Source organism: Nakamurella aerolata, from assembly GCF_013002705.1.
GTDB classification, from domain to species: domain Bacteria; phylum Actinomycetota; class Actinomycetes; order Mycobacteriales; family Nakamurellaceae; genus Nakamurella; species Nakamurella aerolata.
Genome location: NZ_JABEND010000003.1, coordinates 484,168 through 508,439, shown reverse-complemented (window position 1 = coordinate 508,439; position 24,272 = coordinate 484,168). Strand labels below are relative to the sequence as shown.

Annotated in this window: 22 protein-coding genes, 1 tRNA gene and 2 pseudogenes; 13 read left to right on the top strand and 12 right to left on the bottom strand. The window is 70.9% G+C overall.

From position 1 onward, the window contains the following. Positions 1-60: 60 nt before the first annotated feature. Positions 61-1,413 (bottom strand): aminoacyl--tRNA ligase-related protein, encoded by a 1,353-nt coding sequence (locus HKD39_RS08375; RefSeq protein WP_171199368.1) that lies wholly within the window; start codon positions 1,411-1,413, stop codon positions 61-63. Positions 1,414-1,910: 497 nt separating this feature from the next. Beyond that, a pseudogene (locus tag HKD39_RS08370) lies at positions 1,911-2,123 on the bottom strand (MarR family transcriptional regulator); the annotation flags it as partial. 60 nt (positions 2,124-2,183) lie between these two features. Here HKD39_RS08370 and HKD39_RS08365 point away from each other — a divergent pair. Further along, complete coding sequence (locus HKD39_RS08365) at positions 2,184-2,573, top strand: MFS transporter (protein ID WP_212754229.1); 390 nt, start codon at positions 2,184-2,186, stop codon at positions 2,571-2,573. On the opposite strand, the gene HKD39_RS08360 is transcribed toward HKD39_RS08365, so the two are convergent. After that, a complete protein-coding gene (locus tag HKD39_RS08360) occupies positions 2,511-3,629 on the bottom strand; it encodes a nucleoside hydrolase (RefSeq protein ID WP_171199366.1) in 1,119 nt (372 codons plus the stop codon). The two genes, HKD39_RS08365 and HKD39_RS08360, sit on opposite strands and share 63 nt — an antisense overlap. A 423-nt stretch (positions 3,630-4,052) precedes the next feature. Here HKD39_RS08360 and HKD39_RS08355 point away from each other — a divergent pair, with 423 nt between their 5' ends. Both HKD39_RS08355 and HKD39_RS08350 read left to right on the top strand, forming a co-directional pair. Further along, positions 4,053-4,355, top strand: a complete 303-nt coding sequence (locus tag HKD39_RS08355; protein ID WP_171199365.1) for a hypothetical protein — start codon at positions 4,053-4,055, stop codon at positions 4,353-4,355. Positions 4,356-4,814: 459 nt separating this feature from the next. Continuing rightward, entirely contained in the window at positions 4,815-5,105 is a 291-nt protein-coding gene (locus HKD39_RS08350) for a GroES family chaperonin (RefSeq protein WP_171199466.1), read from the top strand. A 197-nt stretch (positions 5,106-5,302) separates the two neighbouring features. Here HKD39_RS08350 and HKD39_RS08345 read toward each other — a convergent pair whose 3' ends face one another. Continuing rightward, on the bottom strand, positions 5,303-5,905 hold the full coding sequence (locus HKD39_RS08345) for a CGNR zinc finger domain-containing protein (protein WP_171199364.1): 603 nt from the start codon (positions 5,903-5,905) through the stop codon (positions 5,303-5,305). 44 nt (positions 5,906-5,949) lie between these two features. Here HKD39_RS08345 and HKD39_RS08340 point away from each other — a divergent pair, with 44 nt between their 5' ends. Continuing rightward, on the top strand, positions 5,950-6,975 hold the full coding sequence (locus HKD39_RS08340; protein ID WP_171199363.1) for an EamA family transporter: 1,026 nt from the start codon (positions 5,950-5,952) through the stop codon (positions 6,973-6,975). A 15-nt stretch (positions 6,976-6,990) separates the two neighbouring features. On the opposite strand, the gene HKD39_RS08335 is transcribed toward HKD39_RS08340, so the two are convergent. Further along, a complete protein-coding gene (locus HKD39_RS08335) occupies positions 6,991-7,365 on the bottom strand; it encodes a nuclear transport factor 2 family protein (protein ID WP_171199362.1) in 375 nt (124 codons plus the stop codon). Between the two features lie 216 nt (positions 7,366-7,581). Here HKD39_RS08335 and HKD39_RS08330 point away from each other — a divergent pair, with 216 nt between their 5' ends. Further along, complete coding sequence (locus HKD39_RS08330) at positions 7,582-7,920, top strand: MmyB family transcriptional regulator (RefSeq protein WP_171199361.1); 339 nt, start codon at positions 7,582-7,584, stop codon at positions 7,918-7,920. Positions 7,921-7,957: 37 nt separating this feature from the next. Here the strand turns inward: HKD39_RS08330 and HKD39_RS08325 are convergent, their stop codons facing one another. After that, positions 7,958-8,938: an NAD(P)H-dependent flavin oxidoreductase gene (locus HKD39_RS08325; RefSeq protein ID WP_171199360.1), complete on the bottom strand. Its 981-nt coding sequence runs from the start codon at positions 8,936-8,938 to the stop codon at positions 7,958-7,960. A 72-nt stretch (positions 8,939-9,010) separates the two neighbouring features. Between HKD39_RS08325 and HKD39_RS08320 the strand changes: the two genes are divergently transcribed. Further along, the gene (locus HKD39_RS08320) at positions 9,011-9,910 is read left to right on the top strand and encodes an ROK family protein (protein ID WP_171199359.1); all 900 of its coding nucleotides are present in this window, start codon (positions 9,011-9,013) and stop codon (positions 9,908-9,910) included. Between the two features lie 142 nt (positions 9,911-10,052). Here the strand turns inward: HKD39_RS08320 and HKD39_RS08315 are convergent, their stop codons facing one another. Further along, the gene (locus HKD39_RS08315) at positions 10,053-11,933 is read right to left on the bottom strand and encodes an acyl-CoA dehydrogenase (RefSeq protein WP_171199358.1); all 1,881 of its coding nucleotides are present in this window, start codon (positions 11,931-11,933) and stop codon (positions 10,053-10,055) included. 359 nt (positions 11,934-12,292) lie between these two features. On the opposite strand from HKD39_RS08315, the gene HKD39_RS08310 reads away from it, so the two are divergent. Continuing rightward, entirely contained in the window at positions 12,293-14,038 is a 1,746-nt protein-coding gene (locus HKD39_RS08310; protein ID WP_425488434.1) for a bifunctional 3'-5' exonuclease/DNA polymerase, read from the top strand. A gap of 233 nt (positions 14,039-14,271) precedes the next feature. Continuing rightward, positions 14,272-16,068 (top strand): hypothetical protein, encoded by a 1,797-nt coding sequence (locus tag HKD39_RS08305; RefSeq protein ID WP_171199357.1) that lies wholly within the window; start codon positions 14,272-14,274, stop codon positions 16,066-16,068. Between the two features lie 94 nt (positions 16,069-16,162). Here the strand turns inward: HKD39_RS08305 and HKD39_RS08300 are convergent, their stop codons facing one another. The 3 genes from HKD39_RS08300 to HKD39_RS20410 all read right to left on the bottom strand — a co-directional run bounded on the left by HKD39_RS08300 (position 16,163) and on the right by HKD39_RS20410 (position 17,993). Then, positions 16,163-16,552, bottom strand: a complete 390-nt coding sequence (locus HKD39_RS08300; RefSeq protein WP_171199356.1) for a fluoride efflux transporter FluC — start codon at positions 16,550-16,552, stop codon at positions 16,163-16,165. Further along, positions 16,549-17,115 (bottom strand): fluoride efflux transporter FluC, encoded by a 567-nt coding sequence (locus HKD39_RS08295; RefSeq protein ID WP_171199355.1) that lies wholly within the window; start codon positions 17,113-17,115, stop codon positions 16,549-16,551. The genes HKD39_RS08300 and HKD39_RS08295 overlap by 4 nt, the downstream gene beginning before the upstream one ends. 272 nt (positions 17,116-17,387) lie before the next feature. Beyond that, positions 17,388-17,993, bottom strand: coding sequence for a TetR family transcriptional regulator (locus HKD39_RS20410; RefSeq protein ID WP_171199354.1), 606 nt, complete (start codon positions 17,991-17,993; stop codon positions 17,388-17,390). A gap of 108 nt (positions 17,994-18,101) precedes the next feature. Here HKD39_RS20410 and HKD39_RS08285 point away from each other — a divergent pair, with 108 nt between their 5' ends. From HKD39_RS08285 to HKD39_RS08265, 5 genes and pseudogenes are all read left to right on the top strand, one after another. Beyond that, positions 18,102-18,344, top strand: coding sequence for a hypothetical protein (locus HKD39_RS08285; RefSeq protein ID WP_212754225.1), 243 nt, complete (start codon positions 18,102-18,104; stop codon positions 18,342-18,344). Positions 18,345-18,425: 81 nt separating this feature from the next. Further along, positions 18,426-19,076 carry a PH domain-containing protein gene (locus tag HKD39_RS08280; RefSeq protein WP_171199353.1) on the top strand — a complete coding sequence of 217 codons (651 nt, stop codon included), beginning with the start codon at positions 18,426-18,428 and terminating at the stop codon, positions 19,074-19,076. Next, positions 19,073-20,647: a PH domain-containing protein gene (locus tag HKD39_RS08275; RefSeq protein WP_171199352.1), complete on the top strand. Its 1,575-nt coding sequence runs from the start codon at positions 19,073-19,075 to the stop codon at positions 20,645-20,647. Before HKD39_RS08280 ends, HKD39_RS08275 begins: the two co-directional genes overlap by 4 nt. A 243-nt stretch (positions 20,648-20,890) precedes the next feature. Beyond that, positions 20,891-21,796 (top strand): annotated as a pseudogene (locus tag HKD39_RS08270) (cation diffusion facilitator family transporter); the annotation flags it as partial. 280 nt (positions 21,797-22,076) lie between these two features. Next, a tRNA-Gly gene (locus HKD39_RS08265) sits at positions 22,077-22,150 on the top strand. Positions 22,151-22,168: 18 nt separating this feature from the next. Here HKD39_RS08265 and HKD39_RS08260 read toward each other — a convergent pair. Both HKD39_RS08260 and HKD39_RS08255 read right to left on the bottom strand, forming a co-directional pair. Continuing rightward, complete coding sequence (locus HKD39_RS08260) at positions 22,169-23,056, bottom strand: hypothetical protein (RefSeq protein WP_212754223.1); 888 nt, start codon at positions 23,054-23,056, stop codon at positions 22,169-22,171. Positions 23,057-23,316: 260 nt separating this feature from the next. Further along, positions 23,317-24,174: an SDR family oxidoreductase gene (locus HKD39_RS08255; RefSeq protein WP_171199351.1), complete on the bottom strand. Its 858-nt coding sequence runs from the start codon at positions 24,172-24,174 to the stop codon at positions 23,317-23,319. Positions 24,175-24,272 lie beyond the last annotated feature (98 nt).

Sequence of the window (24,272 nt, the reverse complement as noted above, 5' to 3'; positions counted from 1 at the left end):
GGGCCCGCTGGGCTCGCAGGGTGCCGGTCTCGCTGTGCTCGCAGCTGCGGGGCCCGATGCTCACTGTTCCCACCGCGGTGGCCGCCGCTCGGCGATGGCGCGGCGTAGTACCGCGGCCAGCGCCGCCGCCGCGACGGTCCGGCGCTGCCCGTCGCTCGGGTCGAGCACGTCGACGGTGCCGTCGGCCGCTTCGCGCGGGCCGATGACGGCGATCAGCCCGGCACGTCGCTCCCGGGCCGCGCGGATCCGGTGCCCGAGCGAGCCGTCGATGACGACGTCCGCTCGCGCCGGCGCGCATCGATCGGCCAGCTGGGCCGCGGCGCGCCCCGCTTCGTCGCCGGAAGCGCCGCTCCCGGCGACCGGCAGCACCACCAGCTGGTGCGGGTTCAGCCAGAACGGGAGCCGTCCGGAGTGCACCTGCAGCAGCAGCGCGAGCACCCGCTCCATCGAGCCGACCACGCCGCGGTGCACCATCACCGGCCGGTGTTCGGTGCCGTCCGGCCCCACGTAGCCGAGCCGAAACCGTTGCGGTTGAACAAAATCCACCTGAACGGTGGCGACGGTCTCGGTGACCCTGGCCTGCCGTTCGGCAGGGTCGGATGCGCGGTCGTCGACGTCCATGTCAGTGTCCGCGCCTGCATCCGCATCCGCATCCGCATCAGCATCACCACCAACACCAACACAAGCTCCGGCGCCAGCACCAGCACCAGCACCAGCGCCAGCACCGGCTCCGGCACCGGAGCTGGACCCTGGCCCGGAATCGAGGATCAGCTGGACGTCGATCTTCGGGCCGTAGAAGGCAGCCTCGCCCTCCGCCCGGTGGTAGGGCACCCCGATCCGGTCCAGCGCGGTGGCCAGCGCCGCACCGGCTCGACGCCACTGCTGCGGCTCGCCGAGTATCTCAGAGTCGTTGGCGGGCAGTGACAATCGGTACTCGCACTTGTCGAAACCCAACGCCGCGTGCACCCGCCGGACCGATTGCAGCCCGGCAACCACCTCGTCCTCCAGCTGGTCCAACCGGGCGAAGACGTGGGTGTCGTCCAGGTTGATCTGCCGGACCCTGGTGAGGCCGGCGAGTACTCCGGACAGTTCGTTGCGGAACATCGCGCCCACCTCGTGGTAGCGGATCGGCAGCTCGCGATAGCTGTGCGGACGCGCCGCGAACACCATGGCATGGTGCGGACAATTGGCCGGGCGCAACAGGTATCGCTCGCCGCCGACCTGCATCGGCGGGTACATCTCTGGCCCGAACTTGGCCAGATGCCCTGAGGTCTCGAACAGTTCGGCCTTGGCCAGTGCGGGGGTGTACACCTGTTGCGCGCCGCTGGCGGCGGCTTCCTCGTCGGCCAGCCGCTGCAGCTCGCCCCTGACGATGGCGCCGTCCGGCAGCCACAGCGGAAGGCCGGGGCCCACCCTGGCGTCGGTGTCGAACAGGTCGAGGGACCGCCCCAGCTCATGTGCCGAAACGGGTTGCGGCGCAACCGATCTAGGCCGAGATGCGTCCGGCCCAAGTGCGTCCGGCCCAAGTGCGTCCGGCCCTGGTGAGACCGGGCCAGCTGAGTCCGGCGCGGGCAAGCTCTCTGCAGAAGAGTCCGGCGCAGAAGAGTTCGGCGCAGCAGAGTTCGGCGCGGGAGCGCTCGATGCCGGGGATTGCGGTGAACAGGGTTTCATGGTGCTTCCGTTCCGGTCGGGACGGCGGGGGAACGGCCGGCCGCCGAGCCGGAGCGAGAGCGCCGACGGACATCCGGTGTTCCCGGAGCCGTCGGGGGGGAGAGAAGGTGGCAGGTCAGACGGCGCCCGGATCGGGCGTCGTCGTGGTGATGGACCGTGATCTCATGGGCCTCACCGTAGAGCGCACACCCAAGCCCGCGCAACGGGTTTGCGCCGACCGAGCTGCTGCCCAGGGATGCTCAGCGGGCGAGGGGAGCGTCCAGCCGGCCGGCCAGATCGGCCAGTTCCGGCACCTCGGCGGCCGCGTCCAGCGCGTCGGCCAGCACTCGATCGTGATCGGGGCGGGCCTTGGCGAGTAGCTCGCAGCCGGCCGGGGTGACCTCGGTGTAGATGCCCCTGCGGTCGTCCGGGCACAGGTAGCGACGCAGCAGTCCGCGATCCTCCAGCCGGGCCGCGGCGCCGACCGCAACCCGGACCGGACGGTGGTGACGGCGCTGCTCGCCCTTGCCGTGGTGATGGTGCTCTTCGCGCTGACCGCGCACATCAAGGTGTTGGCGCTGATCTGGCTGATCGCGATGGGCTTCTTCGCCTTTGCGACGGTGCCAGGGCTGCAGATGCGCATCATGCAGTTCGCCGGGCAGGCGCCGACGCTGGTGTCCGGGGCGAACATCGCCGCGTTCAACGTCGGCAATGCCGTCGGTGCGTGGCTCGGCGGGGTCGGCATCGGTATCGGATGGGGCTATCGCTCGCCGATCGCGCTCGGCGCCGTGCTGCCCGCTGCCGGCCTGCTGGTGCTGCTGCTGGCGATCCGGAGCGCGCGCCGGGGCGCCGACCCCGGCTCAGGCCAGGGCGGCGAGGAACGCTTGCTCGAAAGCTGCGCGGTCGGCTCCGCTTGCCACTGAACGCCGCGGACCCTTCGCGGCCCAGCTGGTGCGACCCGCCGCAGGCCCGGCAACGGTGACGTGAACGGCGCCGGCGGTGGTCCGCACCAGCTCGGGCTGTACAAGGCTGAGCGCGGCGAGCGGGTCCCACCAGTACAGCGCTCCGGTGGCGATCATCGCCGGCATGCTCGGGTGCTGCATGATGTCGCGCACGATGTTCCCGGCCGGCGTGCGGGGGAGCCGCTCGATGAGGTCCGAACTCACCGGCACGCTGTCGGTGGCGTCCAGCGGGATGAACGTCAGCTGTCCGGGTCGGGCGGCAGCATTCACGGTGGCGGCGGCGCGCGGGTCGAGCCAGATGTTGACCTCCTGGCTCTTGTCGAAGCCGGCCGCCCTCGGGCCGAAGATGTTGACTGGCACGTCAAAGGCGCCACCCATCGCAACGACCCGGTCGATCCGGGCGCGGATGCGCGGGTCGGTGAGCAGCCTGGCCGGGGTGGTCAGCGGGCCGGTCGCCAGAATGGTCACTCTCCCGCGGCTCTCGGCGACGACCTGGCGGACCAACTGGTCGGCCGCGGGCAACGGCCCGGAGGTTGCCGCGGCGTCACCGAGGGCATCGGTCAAGACCCGCTCGAAACGCACGCGGCTGTCGGGGGAAACAGTGTTGCCGCCTGGGCTCGGTGCCGGGTTCGCGGTACCGATCGGCACCGTGGGAAGGCCGCAGCGGCGCAGGATGGTGGCGGCGTGCACCTCGGCGCGGCCCGGGAGACCCATGCCGTTGCCGGTGATGGTGACGGCGCGCAGGTCAAGGCGTCCCTGCAGATCGAGATTGCACAGCAGGGCCAGCGTCGATGCGTCGTCGAAGTCCATGTCGCTGTCGAAGACCACCGCGGGCGGTCGCTGAGCCGGGCCGGGCACTGATGTCACCGGCCGCTCGGCCGCGGCGGTCGGCGTGCCCAGCAGGGACGCAAGGACGACCATGACGAGCACCACCAGCGCTGACCGTCTGGTGGTTGCGGAGCGGGTGGCGCTGGAGCGGCGGGGCATGGACACGTGGGTTTCCTTCTCATCGGTCACGTCGGGTACCTCAGGTTGTCGGGTACCTGCGGCTGTCTGGTTCCGCTGTCTGATCTGTATTTCTGATCTGTGTTTCTGGTTCGTGCGGCTGTGACGGTCGGCCGGTGACGGTCGGCCGGTGACTGTCGGGGGCGCGGCCGCGAACGGTTCCGGCTCCGGCTATGCAGGTGGCCCCGCTTGTCGGCCACCTCCGGTCGCCCTGCTTGCCGCGGCACAGCCGCAACGAAGAGTGTGCTTCGAACGGTTCCCGCGCTGGGAACGGTTCCTACGCCGGGCCTGGTCCGGCAGCGGATGGGACGGGGTTCGAGCGAGCGCGTCCGGGTGCCGGCGAGCACCGGCCGGCGCCGATGGCTACGGGCGCCCCGGCCGCCGCGGACATCGACGTCGTGGGGAACAAAGCCGTCGATCGTCCGGTTAGCACCGGTGACACTGCCGGATGATCTCCGGGATGTGTCCGGTTTCACCGGAGAATTGGGCGCCGAGTGGCGACTGATTCGATACAGTGGACTGGTCACGAAAGATTCGATCGTCGCGCCCGGGTCAGCGGGCTTCCGGATCTGCGTGTCGGAAGAGGGAGCAATCATCATGAACCGCCTCGCGAAGGCCATCGCCAGCCGCCGTGAGTCCCACCGCAACCGCCGCGAGCTCGACCGCGCCCTGCGCAACGCCAGCCCGGCCATGCGGGACGAACTGACGGTGTTCGCCCAGCGTCAGGTCCTGCGCTAAATCGCTGGATCGCCGGCATTCGGCCGCCGCTGACGCCCACCGCGTCCCGGCGCCGGATGCAGCCCGGCGGCCTGCGCCCCGGGCCAACAAACTCCATCTCGGATCCACCGGATCCTTCGGTCGCTGCCGGTAGTCTCCGCCAGTTTCTGGCACCAGCACTCCCATCGGTGCAGGTCAGAGCCTTACCGGCGAATCGGGCCAGAGAAATTCCATGAATCTTCACGATTCCTGTAACGAATCGGCCCCCTATAGCGACATACCCAATGACCCCGGACCGCTGCCGGACCCCGACCTGGTAGCGATCCGGGGTCATTCCATGTCTTGAGCCCGGGTGTCGCCAGCCCGGGTGTCGTCAGCCAGGGCCAACCCGCCGTGATCCGCCCGCCGTGATCCGCGCGGAGCGCACGGCGGCCGTCCCTCTACCCTGGCCCGGTGCCTGAATCCCCGCGCGCCATCCAGATGTTGCACGACCGCATCATGATTCGCCCCGGCCAGGCCGGCGAGCGCACCAGTCGCGGCGGCATTCTGATCCCGGCCACCGCCGAGGTCGGCAAGCGACTCGTCTGGGGCGAGGTCGCCGGCGTCGGGCAGCACGTGCGCAGCGTCAAGGTCGGCGACCAGGCGCTATTCTCGCCCGGCGACCAGTACGAGGTGGAGGTCGGCGGCGAGACCTACCTGGTCCTCCGCGAACGCGACCTGCACGCCGTCGCCAGCGACTCGGGGCAGGGCGGCACCGGACTGTATCTCTAGGTATCTCTGGGTCTGGGTATCTCTGGGTCTGAGTAGCAGCAGCACCGCCGGCGCCGACCCGACGGTGCCGCGCCAACCCCCGAGCCAACGCCGAGCCAACCCCCGAGCCAACGCCGCCGGCCAGATAGTTCTCGATACGCAGAACGGTTTATCGAAAAGTATTGAGCGCTGACCACGGCCGCCCGGCGACGGGACGGTCAGCCCGCGCGCCGGCGGGCCCGCGACTGGGCCGCCGCCATCCGGTTGCCGCAGCGGGTGGAGCAGAAGCGGCGTGCGGCATTCTTCGACAGGTCGACGAACACGTCGTCGCAGTCGCCGGCGTCGCAGACCCGCAGTCGGTCCTGGGCGCCTGCCCGCACCAGCTCGGCCAGCGCCATCGCCACGTCCAGTGCCGAGCGGACGGCAACAGGGCGGTCGGCGTCGGTGGCGTGGAAGTGGTAGTCCCAACCGTCGTGCCTGACCAGCTGCGGCAGCGCTCGGTGCCGGTGCAGCATGTTGTTGATCCACCCGGCCAGCTCGTCCCGGTCCAGCGACCAGGCCTCGCGCAGCGCCGGCCGCAGCCGTTGCACCGCAAGCAGTTCGGCGGCGTCGTGGGTCCGGCTGCCGGTCACTTCCCAGCGGTCGCAGAACGCGTCGAGCTCGTCCTGCGAGGCCAGCAGGTCAACCCCATGACCGCCGGAGCGGCCGGCGCCGCCGGGGCCACGCGCCCCGCCCTGCCCGCTGCTCGGTGCGGTGTTCACCAACGCGGCCGCGAACTGCAGGTTGAACTCGGTGTCATGACCGAACAGCTCTTGACCCATGACCAGCCACCTCTCTATCGTCACGAGCATAATCACTTTCGATCATGACGGGAGTTGGGTGGATGGCCGATCAGCGCACGGCGGCGGGCGTCGGTCTCGGGCTGCTGGCCGGGCTCAGCTTCGGCAGTTCAGGGCCGGCGGCCAAGCCGCTGCTGCAATCCGGTTGGTCGCCGGGGGCGGTGGTGCTGGTGCGGATCGGACTGGCCGCGGCCGCGCTGCTGCTGCCGACGCTGTGGCTGCTGCGCGGCCGGATCCGGCCGGCCCGCGGCGCCGTCGGCCGGCTGGTGGTGTTCGGGGTGCTGGCCGTTGCCGGCATGCAGATCTGCTATTTCGCGGCGATCAGCCAGCTGCCGGTCGGGGTGGCGCTGCTGGTGGAGTACTCGGGCATCGTGTTGGTGGTGCTCTGGCAATGGGCGGTGCGGCGCAGTCGCCCGGCGGCGCTCACCCTGGTCGGTGCGGCGGTGGCGCTGGCCGGGCTGGTGCTGGTGATCGATCCCTTCGCCGGCGCCGGCGCCGGGTCGATCTCGGTGACCGGACTGCTCTGGGCCTTCGGCGCCGCGATCGGGCTGGCCGCCTACTACCTGTTGGCCGGACGCATCGATCCGCAGCTGCCGCCGCTGCTGGTGGTCACCGGCGGCATGGTGGTCGGCGTCCCCGCGGTGGCGCTCGCCGGGGTCACCGGGCTGCTGCCGTTGACGGCCGGCACCACCCCGGTGACCATGGCCGGGCACTCGCTGCCGTGGCTGCTGCCGGTGCTCTGGCTCGGCCTGGTGACGGCCGCGGTCGCCTACGTCAGCGGGGTGCTCGCGGTGCAGCGGCTGGGGTCGACGGTGGCGTCGTTCCTCGGGTTGAGCGAGGTGCTGTTCGCCGTGGCCATCGCCTGGCTGCTGCTCTCCGAGATTCCCACCGCGGTACAGGGTCTCGGCGCGGTCGCCGTGCTCGCCGGCGTTGTCGGCGTGCAGTGCGGAGAGGCACGGTCCACCAGTCCGACGGTGCCAACGTCGGATCCGTCCCCGAGCTGCCCGATCGATGCCGCAACGGTCGAGCCCGGCGTCAGCCCGCGGGAGTGAGGTGTGACGGTGCCGTCACGACGGCACTTTGTCGAGAAATCCGATCACCCGCCCGATCCTGCCGTCGGTATCGGTGCTGAGCACGTCGAATCCGATCACCACCGGCTCGTCGCCCTCCGCCCCCAAACCCCATTGGAAGCGAATGTGCTGGTGGTGCGCGTCCGGGGTTCCGATCAGACTGAAGGTGAAGCCGGGAAACTGCCGACCGACGGCGGACATGATCGCCGCCAGCGCATCGCGGCCGTTGCCCTCGGCCATCGGATCGACGTAGCTGGCATCCTCCGTCCAGAACCGGTCGAGCAGCTCGCTGCGGGCCGCGGGATCGCTGCAGTTCCATGTCGACAGATAGGCATCGACGACGGCATCGGTGCGGCTGGTTGCGGTGTCCATGGTGGTATCCCTTCTGAGCGTCGTCACTCCGGAGCGTCCGAAGCGCCACCACCATGGCCGCGCCGGCGCAGGCGTGTCGATGACCTGCCGGGTCATGGCGCGAGCCATCCGCGCCGGTCAGGATCAGGTCATGACGACGCACACCCCCTCAGCCGCGCCGGAACCGGTCGGGCAGCTGCTGCGGCAGTGGCGCGAACGACACCGGTTTTGCTGGGCATGGCGCCGCGGATCCGCAACCTGGCGCAGTGGCGCGCTCGCCTGCTGCACCAGGTGGCGGCCCGCGCCGACCGCACGGCTGATCCGCGGCTTCGCGAGCTGCTCACCGAGCTGCGGTCGTACGCCGGCGCGGACGATGGAGTTGGAGCGCCGGGCGGGAGCTACCGAGCCGCGCACGGTGACGTGGTGGTTCCGCTGCGCGTACTGGTCGGTGGCAAAGAGCTGTCGCTTGTCAGCATGACGACCACCACCCTCACCGCCGGTGACGTCACCATCGACGAGTTGCAGATCGAGGCGTTCTATCCCGCCGACGACGCCACCGCGGCCGCGCTCCGCTGAGCGCGCCAGGCCATGCGCGGTGCGCTGATCGCCCCGATCAGCGCAACCGGGCGAGCAGCTCGTCGGCGGCAGCGAACTCGGCGACCACCTCGGCGGCGGACCGCGCCGACTCCACCAGACCGACGGCCTGGCCGGCGTAGACCGCGGCGAAGGCCACATCGCCGGCCTGCCTGGCCGACTTCAGCTGGTCGGCCAGCGCGACGACGGCGGGACCGCCGCGGGCCAGCTCGTCCTCCCGGCCGGCCCAGGCCCTGGTCACCTCGTTGCGCAGCGCCCGGCCGCCGTACTGCGGCGGCCACGGCAACGACTGCGCCAAATCGAAGATGCGCGAGTAGATGGTGTCGGTGCTGCGCGCCTCGACGACGGCCTGCTTGGCCTCGGCCGGGTTCGCCGCCTCCGGGCAGGCCAGGAACGCCGAGCCGACCAGCGCCCCGTGCGCGCCCGCCGCCAGCACGGCGGCCAGCCCGCGCCGGTTGCCGATGCCACCGGCAGCGAGCACCGGGGTGTCGACCGCGTCCAGCACCTCCTGCAGCAGCGGCAGCGTCGCCACCTCGTTCCGGCCGTGACCGCCGCCCTCGCCGCCGCGCGCCACGATGATGTCGACCCCGACGGCGTCGGCGGCCAGCGCCTCGTCGACGTTGCCGGCCTGCGTCAGTACCGCGATGCCGGCGTCGTGCAGCGGGCCGACGTGGTCGGCGATCTCGCCGAAGCTGATGCTGATCACCGCGGGACGGGCGTCGATGGCCACCCGAAGCAGCTCGTCAGGGTCGGGTTGCCCCGGGGCGGCCGCCGACAGGGCCCAGCCGATGAAGCCGATACCGAACGGCCGGCCCGGCGCCGCGGCCGACCCGATCTGCTCGGCCAGCCAGTCGGCCGAGGCACCGGGGTGCACACCGATGAGGCCCATTCCGCCGGCCGCACTCACGGCGCCGGCCAGCCGGCCGCCGGCGACTCCCGCCATCGGTGCCGACAGCACCGGAACGGAAATCTCGAACTCATCGGTCAGCCAGCTGCGCATGAAACCATTCTCGGGCACCGGCGGTCCGGGCCGGTTTCCGGCGCCACGGCCACGACCAGTAACTTTGCTCACGTGAATCGGATCGGTGTGGACATCGGCGGCACCAAGATCGCCGCAGGGGTGTTCGACGACTCGGGCGCGTTGATCGAGCGGTTCCGGCGGGACACGCCGCGCACCGGGTCTGGCGCTGACGTGATGACGGCCGTCGTTGAACTGCTCGGCCAGGTGCGGCAGAAGTACCCGTTCGCGGCGGTCGGGTTGGGTGCCAAGGGCGCGATCTCCGACGACGGAGTGGTGCTGCACGACGGTGACACGCTGCCGGGGTGGAGCGGCACCGATGTGGCAGGGCCGATCCGGGCTGCTTTCGACGTTTCGGTCGCCGTGCAGAACGACGTGCGGGTCACCACCTTGGCCGAGGCCAGGCGCGGCGCCGGCCGCGGTTACCCGCGGATGTTGTTGGCCGCCTTGGGTACCGGCGTCGGCGGTGGATTGATCATCGATGAAAGATTGCTACTCGGCCGGCACGGCACCGCCGGTGAAATAGCCCATCTGCTGGTCAACACCCGCGGGGCAATCCCTTGTGGCTGTGGACGTTTCGACCACCTTGAGGCAGTGTGCGCCGGACCGGCGATCGAGGCGGAGTATGTGCGCCGCAGCGGCGCCGACCCCGACATCGAACTCCCGGAGATCGCCGAGCGGATGCGCGCCGGCGACGAGATCGCCAGGGCCACCATCACCGACGCCGCCAGGGTGCTCGGTGCCGCGCTCGCCGGCCTCGCCACCGCCGTCGACGTCGACGTGCTGGTGATCGGCGGCGGGGTGGCGCAGATCGGCGCCGACTTCCTCGATCCGGCGATCGCCGAGTTCAGAGCCGCTGCGCTGCAACCGATCAAACAGATCCCGGTGCTGCCGGCGGCGCTCGGCACCGACGCGCCGTTGGTGGGTGCCGCCGAGTTGGTCACTGAGGTCTGAACCCCGCCGGACCCGTCCGGCACGAGAACGCGAGAACGCCGGCACCGCAACAGCAAAGGGCGCCCATCGCTGTGCAGCGATGGGCGCCCTTTGCTGTTCGGGATTGCTGTCCGGTTTGCTGTGCGGATTGTTGTTCCGGAGATCAGAACGCGGACTCAGGTACCTGCATCAGCGAGGTGTCCGCAGCTTCGATCACCTTACGGCGGCCGGTCAGCTCCGGAAGCATGTTGCGGGCGAACCACGAGGCCACCGCCACCTTGCCTGCGTAGAAGTCGGCGTCCGGCCCGGTCGCGCCGTTGTCCAGTGCAGCCTGGGCGATGACGGCCTGCCGCAGCAGCAGATAGCCGATCATCAGGTCGCCGACACTCAGCAGCAGCGAGACGGCGTGCTCGCCGACCTTGTACACGCTGGCCGGATCCTGGGCGGCGCCGGTGGCGTACGAGGTCAGCGTGCCGATCATGCCCTGCACGTCGGTCAGCGCACGGCCCAGCGCCGCGAACTCGGTCTTCAACCGGCCGTCACCCTCACCGGCATCGGCGGCCGCTGATCCGTTGCGCTGCAAGAACTCCAGCATCTCGCCGGCGACGGCACCCAGTGCCACCCCGCGGTCCTTGAGGATCTTGCGGAAGAAGAAGTCCTGCGCCTGGATGGCGGTGGTGCCCTCGTAGAGGGTGTCGATCTTGGCGTCCCGCAGGTACTGCTCGATCGGGTAGTCCTGGGTGTACCCGGATCCGCCGAAGGTCTGCAGCGACAACGCCAGGTTCTCGTAGGCCCGCTCGGAGCCGACACCCTTCACCACCGGCAGCAGCAGATCGTTGATCCGCTTGGCCAGTTCCACCGACTGCTCGTCGGTGTCGGTGGTAGCGGTGGCGGCGAAGATCTGGTCCTGCAGGTCGGCGGTGTAGCTGTACACCGCGCGCAGACCCTCGGCATATGCCTTCTGCCGCATCAGGATCCGCCGCACGTCCGGGTGGTGGATGATGCTGACCCGCGGCGCGGTCTTGTCCGCGGCCCTGGTCAGATCCGCGCCCTGCACCCGCTCCTTGGCGTAGTCGAGGGCGTTCAGGTAACCGGTGGACAGCGTCGCGATCGCCTTGGTGCCCACCATCATTCGGGCGTACTCGATCACCTTGAACATCTGCGCGATGCCGTCGTGCACGTCGCCGACCAGGGTGCCGACGGCGGGCGTCCCGTCCAGCCCGAACGACAGCTCGCAGGTGGCCGAAACCTTCAGCCCCATCTTGTGTTCGACGCCGGTGACGAACACCCCGTTGCGCTCGCCGCGCTCGCCGGTCTCCAGATCGACGTGGTACTTCGGCACCGCGAACAGCGACAACCCCTTGGTGCCCGGCTTGGTCTCGACGCCGGGGCCCTCCGGCCGGGCCAGCACCAGATGCAGGATGTTGTCGGTCATGTCCTGGTCGCCCGAGGTGATGAACCGCTTGACACCCTCGAGATGCCAGCTGCCGTCGGGCTGCCGGATCGCCTTGGTGCGGCCGGCGCCGACGTCGGAGCCGGCGTCCGGTTCGGTGAGCACCATGGTCGCGCCCCAGCCCTGGTCGATCACCAGCTTGGCGAGCTTCTTCTGCTCGTCGGTGCCCATGTAGTAGAGGGTCTGCGCGAAGGTCGGCCCTGCGGCGTACATGAACAGGGCGGGGTTGGCACCGAGGATCAGCTCGGCGCAGGCCCACCGCAGCGACGGCGGGGCGCCGTAGCCCCCGAGCTCGTCGGTCAGCTCCAGCCGCCACCACTGGCCGTCCATGATCGCCGCGAAGCTCTTCTTGAAGCTCTCCGGTACCTGCACGCTGTGGTTCTGCGGGTCGAACGTCGGCGGGTTGCGGTCGGCGTCGGTGAACGAGGCGGCCAGCGGGCCGGTCGCCAGGTCGGTCAGCTCGCGCAGCACGCCGCGCGCGGTGTCCGGGTCCATCTCGGCGAACGGGCCGGTGCCCATCCGCTGCCCACCACCGAACACCTCGAACAGGTTGAACTCCAGATCACGCAGATTCGCCTTGTAGTGGCCCATGGCCTTGTCCTTCCAGCCTTGTGGTGCTCGTTGGTGGTGCTTGTTTGGTGGTGCTTGTTTGGTGGTGCTAGCGGGTGCTGCTCGGGCGCAGTGGCCGGCGTGGCGGTAGCGGAACCGCAAGTTACCGACGAGTAGCTTCCAGGTTATTACTCGTCAGTAACTTGTCGCAACCAGGCCGGATGGGAGTCGAGTGGGAGGTGCCCGACCGGCGCTGACGGCACCGAGCTGACGGGGCCGCACCGCCGCTGACGGAGCGGAGTGGGAGCATCGCCGTCGTGGCCGACACTCCGATCCCCGCGGCGCCGTACCTGGCACTGGTGCCGCTGCCGCCGGGGGCCGGTGCAGCACCGCAAGCCGAACTGGCGCCGGCACCAGCGGCGGACGCCGCGGCGCGGGCGGTGGGCGCCGGGACGGGACCGGCGGCGGGTGCCGGGACGGAACCGGCACCGGGGATCGGTCGGGCCCAGCCGCGCTGGCTGGTCCAGCCGCTCGGCGCCGACGGCACCCCGTACCGCGCCGACGGTGGCTCGCCGACGGTGATGACCGCGGCGCAGCTGGCGGCCGCCGACGCCGGGCGTCCCCGCTGGGTGCTGGACGGCGCCGACCGGCACTACCCGGCGCTGCTGCGCGCGGGCGTCCGGCTCACCCGATGTCACGACATCGTGATGACGGAGCGGCTGCTGCAGGGCAGGGTCGGCGAGTTCGGGGTGCCGGTGGCGGCCGCCGCCGTGGTGGCCAGGGCCACCGGCGCCCCGGTACCGGCCGACCCCGGCGCGCAGCCGGCCGCCGACGCGGTGCCTGCGCTGTTCGACACCCCAGCTGCCGGGCCGCAGCCGGAGCGCCCGGATGCCGTGCTCGATCGACTGGGCGCCGCGCTGCGCGATCAACTCGGCCGGCTCAGCAGGCAGCCCCAGCCGGCGCCGCTGCGGCTGTTGGTGGCCGCCGACTCGACCAGCGCGCTGGCCGCGGTGGAGCTGTCGGCCGCCGGGATGCCGTGGGACGCCGACGAGCACGACAGATTGCTCAGCGCCCTGCTCGGCCCGCGGCCGCGGCACGGCGGCCGCCCCGCGAAACTGCAGGCGCTGGCCGACCAGGTCGCCGCGGCGCTCGGCGGCCGGGTGAATCCCGATTCGCCCACCGACCTGCGACAGGCGTTCTACCGCAACGGGATCGAGCTGACCAGCACCAGAAGCTGGGTGCTGAAATCGATCGAGCACCCTGCGATCGCGCCGCTGCTGGCCTACAAGGAGCTGGCGCGGCTGTACACCGCGAACGGCTGGAACTGGCTGAGCACCTGGGTGGTCGAGGGCCGGCTGCACACCGAGTTCGTCCCGGCCGGTGTGGTGTCGGGACGGTGGGCCACCCGCGGTGGCGGGGGCCTGCAGCTGCCAAGGGCCTTGCGCGCCGCCGGCCGGGCCCGTTCGGGCTGGACCTTGGTGGTGGCCGATGCGGCTCAGCTGGAGCCGCGGGTGCTCGCCGCCGTCAGCGCCGACCCGGCGCTGCAGCAGATCTGCCGGCAGGACGATCTCTACGTGGCGCTGGCCGCCGACGGGTTCGGGGGTGACAGGGCAGCCGCCAAGCTGGCCATGCTCGGTGCCATGTACGGGCAGACCTCGGGGGAGGCCGGGCGGCTACTCGCCACCCTGCGGGCCAGGTATCCGGCGTCGATGGCGTTGCTGCAGCGCGCCGCCGACACCGGCGAGGCCGGCGGCGTGGTGCACAGCGTGCTGGGGCGGGCCAGCCCGCCGCCCTCGGAGGCTTGGCGCACCGTCACCGCCGCCGACACTCCGCGGGCCAGGGAACAGGCCCGCTCGTGGGGGCGGTTCACCCGCAACTTCGTCGTCCAGGCGTCAGCGGCGGACTGGGCTGCGGTGTGGCTGTCGCTGCTGCGGGCCGAGCTGCTGGCGGGTGCCGCGCCCGGCGCCGAGTTGGTGTTCTTCCAGCACGACGAACTGATCCTGCACTGCCCGTCCGAGCAGGCGCAGACGGTGTGCGAGCTGGCCAGGAGCACCGCCGATGCGGCCAGGGCGCTGGTGTTCCCGCGCAGTACCGCCGCCACCCCGGTCCGCCCGGTCGCGGTCGGCTGCTACGCCGACGCCAAATAGCGCGGCCCGCACCTGTGGCGCTGCCCGCCCCCGCCGATCGGCAAGAGTGATCGGATGGTGATCTTGGGGTGGCACCATGCCTGGGTGGCGCGCTCTGACGACGACGCACACAACTGAGCGCCGACAATTCAGACAACTGAGTACCAACAGTGGAGTTCCGACAACGAGTGCAGTCACCGGCTGGGGTCAGGACGACGGGCAGAGGACGACGCGGTGAGGATTGCGTGGTGAGGATGGCGCGCCGCCGGAGCGCGGCGGCGTTGCTGACGACGGCCGCCCTTGCCGGGGTGGCCGTGCTGTCCGGCTGCACCACCTCGACAGCGCCGCCAGCACCGACGGCAAGCCCGTCACCGTCGGATTCGGTGGCCCCGCCCAGCATGACGGAGTCGGCGGGCGTGCCATCGGTGGAACCGTCGACGGCGCCGGCCGTTCCGCCGACGCCTACCAGGGCCACCCCCTCCGGAGCGCCGACGCAGCCGGCCACCCCGGCGGCTGCCCGGTTGGACGGGCTCAGCGGCAAGGCGCCGACACCGGCGGCCTCCATCAAGCTCGGGTCGCTCACCCGCACCCAGGGCGGCACCCCCGGTGAATACACCGAATCCAGCCCCGGTGGCGGATTCCATTGGTTCGGTGCCGACGGTGCAACGGTCGGCTGCCGCACCGGGACCGTGTGCGTCGGTTACGACGCGGCCGGCAACACCGTTGCGGTGCCGGACGGCAAGGTTCGGCTGGTCTACGGGCCGGACGGAAAAGCGTTGGGGCGCTTCGACTCTTCCGGCCGACCGGTGGGCGGTGGGCAGCCGCCGATGGAGCAGGCCGTCGCCGCCACCAGGGTCGACGTCGCCGGGCTGGTGGATGCGGCCAGCCGGCGGGTGCCGTTCGCCGGCGGAGTCACCGGTGATCCGCACCTGATCACCGCGGGCGGCACCAGATACAGCACCCAGCTGCTCGGCCAGTTCGTCGCCAGGGCCAACGACCCTGAACGCATGGTGCAGTTGAGTTTTGTGCCGCTGCCCAACTCCGGTGCGGTGTCCATCGTCTCGGCGCTCGGCGTGCGGACCGGCTCGCAGACCATCGAGCTTGGCACCGACTCGCTGGCAGCGTTGGACGGCAAGACCCTGCCGGCCCCGCAGCCGATGATCCAGCAGGAGTTGGCCAACGGTGCCGTACTGGGGCGTTGGCAGGGCAACGATCAGCAGACCGGCTACGCGGTGCTGCTCTGGCCGGACGGCGGCTCGCTCGTCGCCATCGCCGACCCCAACCTTGGCATGACGGTGGTCACCTTCCTGCCGCAGATCCAAGGGCAGGGCGGACTTTTCGGCACCGGGCGGCCGTCGCTGCCGGGTGCCACCATCACCCCCAACCTGCTCGACCGGTCAGGGAACGTCCGCGGGGTCAACGAGGTGGTGGCGGACTGGCGGGCCCGCGACCAGGAGCGGCTGTTCGCCGAGACGCCGGCGACCGCGTCGTCGACACCGGCACCGGTGCCGACGGTGCCGTCGAAGGCCGCCGAGTTCGGTCAGCAGCAGTGCGAGCGGGCGGGAATCACCGCCAGCCTCGACGTCAGCGCCTGCAGCTTCGACGTCGGCCTGACCGGTGACCGCGGGTTTTTGCCCGGCCACGTCGCGATGAGCACTCCGGTGGAATCCACCCTGGCCCCCGCTATCGGGCGACGGTGGACAGCGCTCACCATGACGGCGGAACTGCCTGCGGCCCAGCCGGTTCCGGAGCTGATCGACACGGACGTGCAGCCGCGGCGGCCGCAGTACTTCACGGTGCCGATCCGCAAACCGGGCCCGGTCGGGCTGGAGTTCGTGTCCGGTTGCCGCGACAATCAACCGGCCCATCCACCCGCGGACGCCGCGGCGGTGCGGCTGTTCGACGCCGCCGGTCGGGCGGTGACGCCGCGCTGGCCCACCTGCGGCCAGCCCACGTCCGCGGCGCTGCCGGCCGGCACGTACTACCTGCAGATCGCCGCTCCCGCACAGGGTTCGGCGCAGCAGGTTCGGGTCGAGGTGCAACTGCCGTAGTCCGGTTTGCGGTGCTTGAGCGGTCTACGGCGGTCTAGGGAGACCGCCGCTGGTCGCCCGGTCCGGCCGGGCGCCGAGGGTCCGATGCGGGCGGTTAAGCGGCCCGGAGCCAGTAGCCGACCAGCAACCCGGCCCCGGCGGCGAGTACCCCGGCGATCAGCATGCCGAGGCTGGTCAATGCACCTGCGCGATAACGCCGCTGCTCCAACAGTCGCACCGACTCGACGGCGGCCGCACTGAAGGTGGTGTAACCGCCGAGCAGGCCGCCGCCGGCGATGGTGAGCCATGCCGGGCTGTTTCCGTGCCCCAGCGCCACGCCGGTGAGCAAACCGAGCAGCAGCGACCCGGTGAGGTTGACAAGACTCGTCGCGATCGGAAAGTCGGTGCGCCGCAGGGTGTTGAGCGCGCTGTCGACGGCGAACCGCAGCGCGGCGCCCGCCCCGCCGGCCAGTGCGGCGGCCAGCAGCGCCCAGGGCTGGTTCATGCCGACTCCGACCGTCGTTGCGACTGCCGTCGCCGTGGTAGCCGCAACCGCCCGGCCCAGATCCCGAGCGCCGCAGCGAGCAACCCGCCGGCAACGGTGCCGATCGCATACCCGAGACCGACAACCGGCCGATGGGAGATCAGGTACGCGCTGTCGGTGGCCAGCGCGCTGTAGGTGGTGAAACCGCCGAGCACGCCGGTCCCGGCGAACAGCCGGGCGGTGCGGCGCCCGCCGGTGTCGGCCCCGCGCCGGCCGAGCAGTTCCAGCAGCAACCCGAGCAGAAGGGCGCCGCACAGGTTGATCCCGAATGTGGTCCAGCCGAAATCGTTGCGGGAGAACGGGAACACCATGGACAGCCACTCCCTGGCGGCGGTACCGATGGTGCCGCCCATGGCCACCAGCAGCAGCAGCCGCAGCCGCTGGTGCGGGGGAGCGTCAGCGCCGCCGGGCCGGCCACGCGTGAGGTGGGGACGCCGGCCGTCAGGGTGAAGGCTGCCCGTTTGCGGGGTGGGAGTGTGCCTCGCGTCCGGGTCCGGCGGCAGCGCCGGCTGGGCGGTGCTCATGCCGGCCTCACTGCGCCGGCAACGCTCGGTGCGGGCATGCTGATCTCCTATCCGCTGGCCGCATCCGCGGTCGGATGCTCGGATAGGGACTGTTGTCGGCGGACTGCCGAGGTTGGTTGCGGTGAGCCCCACCACCGCTGGGCCGGCTGCTCGGCCCGGGTGCGCATCACGCTCAGCTCCAGCGTGATACGTCTCAAGTAAAACATCCGGCCGGGGGCCGGGCCGCAGTGCCGTCCGCTGCAGCCTTTTCAGCCGCGGCCTTCTTCTCCGGCTCAGCCGAACAGCCGGTCCAGCTGGTGGTCGAGCGTTGCCAGCGCCTGCTCAATGGTGCGCAGCCCGGCGAGGGTATCGGCGCCGATGCTGAAAGCCAAGGCCAGTAACATCTCTGCCTCCTTCAATGCCGCTCCCGCTGGCAGCGGACCGGACGCGGCGCCCTCGTCGATGAGGCCGGCCAGCAGCAGCTCCAGCTCGCCGGCGTCGACCCCGTCGGGCGTCCGCAGCGCGGCGGCGAGGGCATCGTCCGACAGGGCGCGGACGAAGTAGGCGATGTGCACCAACAGCTGCTCCCGGCGTTGGGCATCCAGCGGCATGCTCTCCAGCAGGATCGCCCTGGCCAATTCCTTGGGGCCCATGGAGTCTGCCGCGGGTTCGATGCGGGCCCGCGCGGACTCGGTGCTGCGCTCGTTGAGTAGGCGCAGACTCTGCAGCAGCAGCTGGTCACGGTTGCCGAAGTAGTACTGCACCTGCCGCAGCGACACCCCGGCGGTGGCCGCCACCTGTCGCATGGTGACGCTCTCCAAACCCTTGCTGGCGGCCAACTTCCAGACGGCAGCGGCAATCTCCCGACGACGCTGCTGGTGATCGACGACGCGCGGCACGCTCGCTGCCTCCCCTTGTTCGGCCCGGCGGCGTGCGGGTTTGCCGCCGCCACGATCTTATGGATACGATCGTACCGTAACGAATCGGGAGCACCGTGGAGGCGGATCGTGGGAGTGCTGATCTTGATCGCCGGCATCGTTGGCGTTGGTGTTGGCGGCCAAGGGGTGATCAGGCTGCTGTTCGACCACAGCAAGACCGGGCTGCTGGGCGGGCTGCGCCTTGGCTTCGGTTGGACGCTCGCCGGCTACCTGCTGATGGTTGTCGTCGGGCTGGCGCTGGGTGGTTGGGGTGATCGGCTCCAGAAATCGCGCCAGAAACCCGCCCGGCGTACCCCGCCGGAGCGCCGGTGACGGCACCGCGCTGGGAGAGCTCTGAGAGCGCTGAGAGCGCCGATGAACCTGACCAAACCTGACGAACGCTGATGAACCTTGATGAACACTGACAAATCCGGTCACGCCGAGAACACCGACATCGAGGTGCCGACCCGGGCCGCGTCGACGGACGGCTGGGCACTGCGCCCGCCGCGGGAGCCCGTCGACCGGCGCTGCCTGCCGTGGTGGAGCTGCCAGCTGGTGGTCGCCGCTGCCGTCGTCGTACTGATGCTGCTGGGGGCGGCCTGGTTCATCCCCGCCGCTCGGGCCTGGCTGCTGCCGGCCGCTGCGGTCGCCGCGGTGCTCGCGATCCCGGCGGTGATCGTCGTCCCGCGGGTGCTGATGCGCGTCCATCGCTGGGAGGTGACCGACGAGGCCGTCTTCACCCGCACCGGCTTGCTCTGGCAGCAATGGCGGGCCGCTCCGCTGTCCAGGGTGCAGACCGTCGACACCGATCGTGGTCCGCTGCAACGGCTTTTCCGGTTGGCTACGGTGACCGTCACCACGGCGTCGGCCAAGGGGCCGGTGCGGATCGAGGCGCTGGACTGGGCGCGGGCCGAAGAGCTGGCGCACCGGCTCACCCGGCTCACCGAGCAGCGACCGGCCGCTGACGATGCCGCTGCCGGCGCAGCAGGGTCCGCGGCATCGTCGGCCGTGGCGGCGGACGGTCCCGGCATGGCCGGCCCCGGCGACGACAGGGACGGCACGTGAGGCAGCGACCCGACTCGCGGACCGCCGCTGCCGACGCGCTTGCCGCCTTCGGCACGCTGGCTGCCGGGGCGATCGGTGTGATCATCGGGGTGCGGCTGGCCGGTTTGAGCTGGCTCGCGGCCGTCGGGGTCCCGTTGGCCGGCGTGTTGTTCGGCACCGTCGTGGTCGGCGCGCTGTCGGCGATTACGGTGCGCTGCACCAGCTTTGCGGTGACCGACGATCGGATCGACCGGGAGTTCCGGCTCGGGGTGCGGCATCGCCAGTTGGCCCCGGTGCGCCGGATTCGGTCGGTGGAGCTGTCCGCGAATCCGGCGCAGCGGGTGTTCGGCCTCGCCGACGTGCACATCGGTACCGGCCAGCGGACCGGCCGGCTGTCGCTGCATTCTTTGCGCCGCCCGGAAGCGGAATCGCTGCGGCACAAGCTGTTACGCGGCAGTGGCCTGGTCGAGTCGGCCACCGCCGACCAGCGCTCGGGCGAGCTGGCCAGGTTCCGATGGTCGTGGTTGAGGTTCGCGCAGCTCAGCTTCTGGACGCCGCTGCTGGGCGCCGGCGCGGTCGGGATCAGCTTCCGGGTGGCCGACTGGTTCAACGCCGACGCGGAGTTGTGGCGCTGGTACAGCCGGTTGCCCGGCGGAGCCGGCTGGGCCGACGGGGCGCTGCTGGTGGTGATCGCGGTGCTGGTGGCCCTGCTGATCGGTGCGGTGGCCGCGACCGCGTTGGTGCTGGAGAACTGGTGGAACTGCCGGCTGGTCCGCGATCCGGACGGGACGCTACGGCTGACAAGGGGTTTGCTCAACCAGCGCTCGAGCACCGTCGACGGCAGCCGGGTGCGGGGCGCGATGCTGGTGGAGCCGCTCGGGGCCCGGCTGCAGGGCGCGGCCAGGGTGCAGGCTCTCGCGGTCGGCGCGGTCGGCGGCAACGACAACGGATCGGACGGCGGCTCGTCGTCGGCCGATCTGCTGTTGCCGGAAGTCGCCCGGCCGCTGGCGATCCGGGCCATGGCGGCGATCGTCGGGCCGGTGCTGGCCGAGCCGCTGCAACCGCATCCGCCGGCTGCGCGGCGCCGCCGCTGGGTCAGGGCGGTGGCGGGCGCGGTGGTCAGTGCAGCGGTCTTGCTGCCGGTGGCGCTGGTCATCGACCGGGCGGCGGCCTGGGTGGTGGCAGCCGCCGCGCTGGTGGTGCTGAGCGGCGCATATGGCTGGTCGGCGGCCACCGGCTACCGGTCGCTCGGCCACCTGCTGACCGATCGATATGTGATCTTTCGCAGCGGCGCATGGTCCCGGCGGACCAGCGCGTTGCAGCGCTGTGGAGTGGTCGGCTGGCAACTGCGCCGGTCGCCGCTGCAGCGGCGGGCCCGGCTGGTGACGCTCACCGCGCTCACCTCCACCAGGACGCCGGCCCTGACGGTGCCGGACGCCTCCAACGCGCAGGCGCAGCGGTTGCTGCTGGCCGCCGCTCCGTACTGGCGCGCACTGGCCGTCGAACCGTCCGCCGGGACGCAGCCCGGCGCAGGACTCGGGCCGGTGCCAGGTGCGGACGTCGGCGGCACCACGATCACCGCCGGAAAGTGAGGCTCACCCGCACTCATCGCAGCGGGACCGGTCGCAGCGGGGCCGATGGGTTAGTGCGAGCGGCCGCCAGGCAATAGTCTCGAATTCTTTTTCACCCGGGGACGCGCTATTGTTCATGGCGTGACAGAAGTCGAGAACACCAACGGTTCCAACGCCGGCTCCCTGCGCAAAAACCCTGCAGGACCTGCTGATTCCGATTCTCATTCGGATTCTCAAACCCACTCGCCGAAAGGCGAGAAGGGCGGGTCGTCGCACGGGCATTCGCACGGATTCTCCGCGGCCGGCAAGCATCGCTGGCGGTTAGCCGTCGCTTTTAGCATTACCGCGTCATTCTTTGTTGTGGAATTGATTGTCGGTCTCATTTCCGGGTCGCTGGCGCTGCTGTCCGATGCCGGCCACATGGCGGCCGACGTGGTGGCGCTCGGTGCCGCGCTGGTGGCCACCTCGATCGCCACCCGGCCGGACCGCTCCGGTCGGCGCACCTACGGCTCGTACCGGGCGGAGGTTTTCGCGTCAGGGTTGGCCGTGCTGCTGATGCTGGGTGTCAGCGTGTACATCGCCATCGAGGCGATCGCCCGCATCGGCGAGAAGGTCGAGGTCGGCAGCGGCGCGATGATGCTGGTCGGTGCGCTCGGCCTTTTGGTGAACCTGATCGCGATCGTGCTGCTGTCCGCCGGCTCCAAAGAGAGCCTCAATCTCAAGGGCGCCTACCTCGAGGTGATGGCTGACACCCTCGGCTCGGTCGGCGTCATCGTCGCCGGCGTGCTGGTGCAGAGCACCGGACAATCCTGGTGGGACACCGTCATCGCGCTCGCCATCGCGGTCTTCGTTGCGGTCAGGGCGATCATCCTCGGCCGGCAGGTGCTCGCCGTGCTCGGACAGCACGCTCCCGAGGGCATTCAGCCGGAGGCGGTTGTCGAACAACTCCGCACGGTCGACGGGGTCGAGCAGGTCCACGATCTGCATCTGTGGGCGCTCACCTCTGGCATGAACGTGGCCACCGCGCACCTGGTCACCAGCAAGGACGCCGATCCGACGCAGGTGCTCGCCGGCGCCCGTCAGGTGATGCTGGACAAGTTCGAGATCGATCACGCCACCCTGCAGGTGGAGCCGACCGGAAGCGGGCATTGCGGCGAGATCAACTGGTAAGCCTCGCATCGGCTGGTGAGCCGCGCATCAGCTCTGGACTCGACGAGCACAACCGAATTCGCACGCCACAACCGTTTCAGTGCGCTGGAGCGGTTGCGATGTACCGGAACGGTTGTGATCGCGGGCGGCGGTGCGGAGCGAGCGCTGTCCGGGCACCGCGGCGGGATGGTGAGGCGGCAGCGACTGGTGAGCCCGGGCGCCGATCCGGCTGTCGGGCCTGGTCGGCCGACCCGCCGGCGCCGCTATACTGAGCGGCACGTCCGGGTCGCCGCCCGGCCGCGCGAGTGTAGTTCAATGGTAGAACTTCAGCTTCCCAAGCTGACGGCGCGGGTTCGATTCCCGTCACTCGCTCCACCTGTCGCCCGGCGGCGGTCAGCTCGGTTCAACCTGCTGCAGCCGGTAGTGCAATTGCAGGGCGGGCGCCGCATAGACGTGCAGCCAATGATCAGTGCGCAGCACCCCTTCCGCGTCGCCGCGTTCGCCGGTGCTGCGGTACACATGGAAGCTCTCCCGGATCGGGGTGTGCGCGGCGTACCACCGTTCGGCGCCGGCCGGTCCGAACCCGGCCAGCACGTAGGCGCCGTCCGCGCCGAACCGGTGACCGTCCGAGCGCAGCCAGAGTGAACCGCCTGGACCGACCTCGGGGCGCAGAAACACCTGCACGTTGCCGCGTTCCAACGGGAACGTCACATGCACCCTTGGCTGAGCGAGCGACGGCAGCCGTCCCACCCGGTAGTAGCCGGAGTACACCGCAGACCCGTCCAACCGCAGGGTGCGCAGCCAGGCCGCGCCGTGACGGGTCCCGGGTTCGCCGTGCACCAACCGCACGGTGGAATCCATCCCGCGGGAGACCTGCAACGGCTGAACCGGCAGCGCCAGCTGACGCACCCTGCGGCCGTACAGCCTGGCGATGAGCTCGCCCGGCGGTGCCGCCCAGAACCGCCACGACGACCACACGTCCAACTGCCAACCGGCGGTGTGCTCGTAGAACGCCCGTACCAGCGGATCCAGTTGTGCCGCTTGGAAATCCGGGCCGTCTAGCTCCGACAGGTCGGCGAGCAGGCCGTCGTCGGGGCCGGCCGGTGCCACCCGCCCGGTGGCCTCCAGCCGCTCGAGCCAGGCGTCGCCATGGCCGCCCGGGGGATTGCGCGGGCCTTCGGCGAGCCAACGGGCATCGCCGGTCAGGTCCACCGGTCGGCCGAAGACGCGCCAGAGCGACCGGGTGGCCCGGTCCAGCGCACTGCCCAACGGAATCGGCACGGTTGCATCCTTGCGCACATCTGCACCCGCGATGGGCGCAGGGCGAACGATCCGGTGTGGTGGGCGCGCAGCCGCACAACTCGGAAGTGTCGCGAATCGGGGTCTGGTGGCCTCGTCGGGGGCAGATAGTGGGATGCGCGGGCGACGCGACCCGGATCCGCGACATGCACCGGGCGACACACACCGGGCGGCCCGTGCTGGGCTTCGGCGTTGCTCCGTGAGACGGAGCGCTGCCGGAGCCGCCGGGCATTACCGAAGGCTCAGATCTGATGAGTGGGCAGCACCACCATCGAGGAGATGGTGACCACCGGCGGCTGCGCCACCGCGAACGTGATGGCGTCGGCGATTGCGCTGGCCGGCATCGGCGGGACCGCAACGGCGAAGTCCGCCAACGCTTGTCGGCTCGCCTCGTCGCTCATGTCCTGGCCGAGATCGGACTTGGTCATGCCCGGCTCGATGGAATGCACCCGCACGCCCCGCGGCCCGAACTCGATGTGCAGGTTGGTGGCGAGGTGGCTCACCGCGGCTTTGCTGGCGAAGTACACGGCGTAGCCGGGCATCGCCACCCGCGCACCGATGGAGCTGACCAGCACCAGATCGGCGGGCCCGCCTCGCGCGCCGGCCGCCATTAGATCGTCGGTGGTGGCCCGCGCGGTGTTCAGCAGACCGAGCACGTTGGTGTCGAGCATGCGTTGCCACTCGCCGGGATCGGCGCTGGCGAACGGTGCCGCGAACATGCTGCCGGCGTTCGCCGACACCAGGTCGAAACCCGCGCCGAGCTGGTCCCTTGCCCGGTCCAGCGCCATCGTCAGCGCGGCCGCGTCGGTGACGTCGGCCGTCACCGCCACCAGCTCGGGAACCTCGGTTCCGGCATCGGCCAGCTCTGCCGTCAGCCGCTCTGTCACCGCCTGCAGCCGGTCGGCGCGGCGACCGGTGAGCACCACCCTGGCACCGGCGGTGGCGAGGGCTGCTGCGGTGGCGGCGCCGATACCGGTGCCGGCGCCGGTCACCAGCGCGGTGCGGCCGGCCAGGGCTCGCCGGCCGACCCGGTGCAGCGCAGGGCCGGGATCGGCGGTTGAACGGGTCGGGTTGGCGGTCGGAGCGGTGGTGTTCGTCATGCCGACGACGCTGCCCGCCGGCGCGCGGCCCAGCCAGACCGCGATTCTCCGGGGTAGTCGCACTACCTGGCAGCGGGCTCCCGGCTGGGTAGCGTTGG

Bases quoted from the DNA above. Each gene is read 5' to 3' on its own strand.
- HKD39_RS08350 (WP_171199466.1), top strand. From the start codon at position 4,815: ATGTTGCACGACCGCATCATGATTCGCCCCGGCCAGGCCGGCGAGCGC.
- HKD39_RS08325 (WP_171199360.1), bottom strand. From the start codon at position 8,938: ATGCGCAGCTGGCTGACCGATGAGTTCGAGATTTCCGTTCCGGTGCTG.
- HKD39_RS08295 (WP_171199355.1), bottom strand. From the start codon at position 17,115: ATGAGCACCGCCCAGCCGGCGCTGCCGCCGGACCCGGACGCGAGGCAC.
- HKD39_RS08345 (WP_171199364.1), bottom strand. From the start codon at position 5,905: ATGGGTCAAGAGCTGTTCGGTCATGACACCGAGTTCAACCTGCAGTTC.
- HKD39_RS08280 (WP_171199353.1), top strand. From the start codon at position 18,426: ATGAACACTGACAAATCCGGTCACGCCGAGAACACCGACATCGAGGTG.
- HKD39_RS08335 (WP_171199362.1), bottom strand. From the start codon at position 7,365: ATGGACACCGCAACCAGCCGCACCGATGCCGTCGTCGATGCCTATCTG.
- HKD39_RS08330 (WP_171199361.1), top strand. From the start codon at position 7,582: ATGGCGCCGCGGATCCGCAACCTGGCGCAGTGGCGCGCTCGCCTGCTG.
- HKD39_RS08300 (WP_171199356.1), bottom strand. From the start codon at position 16,552: ATGAACCAGCCCTGGGCGCTGCTGGCCGCCGCACTGGCCGGCGGGGCG.
- HKD39_RS08315 (WP_171199358.1), bottom strand. From the start codon at position 11,933: ATGGGCCACTACAAGGCGAATCTGCGTGATCTGGAGTTCAACCTGTTC.
- HKD39_RS08305 (WP_171199357.1), top strand. From the start codon at position 14,272: ATGGCGCGCCGCCGGAGCGCGGCGGCGTTGCTGACGACGGCCGCCCTT.
- HKD39_RS08255 (WP_171199351.1), bottom strand. From the start codon at position 24,174: ATGACGAACACCACCGCTCCGACCGCCAACCCGACCCGTTCAACCGCC.
- HKD39_RS08340 (WP_171199363.1), top strand. From the start codon at position 5,950: ATGACGGGAGTTGGGTGGATGGCCGATCAGCGCACGGCGGCGGGCGTC.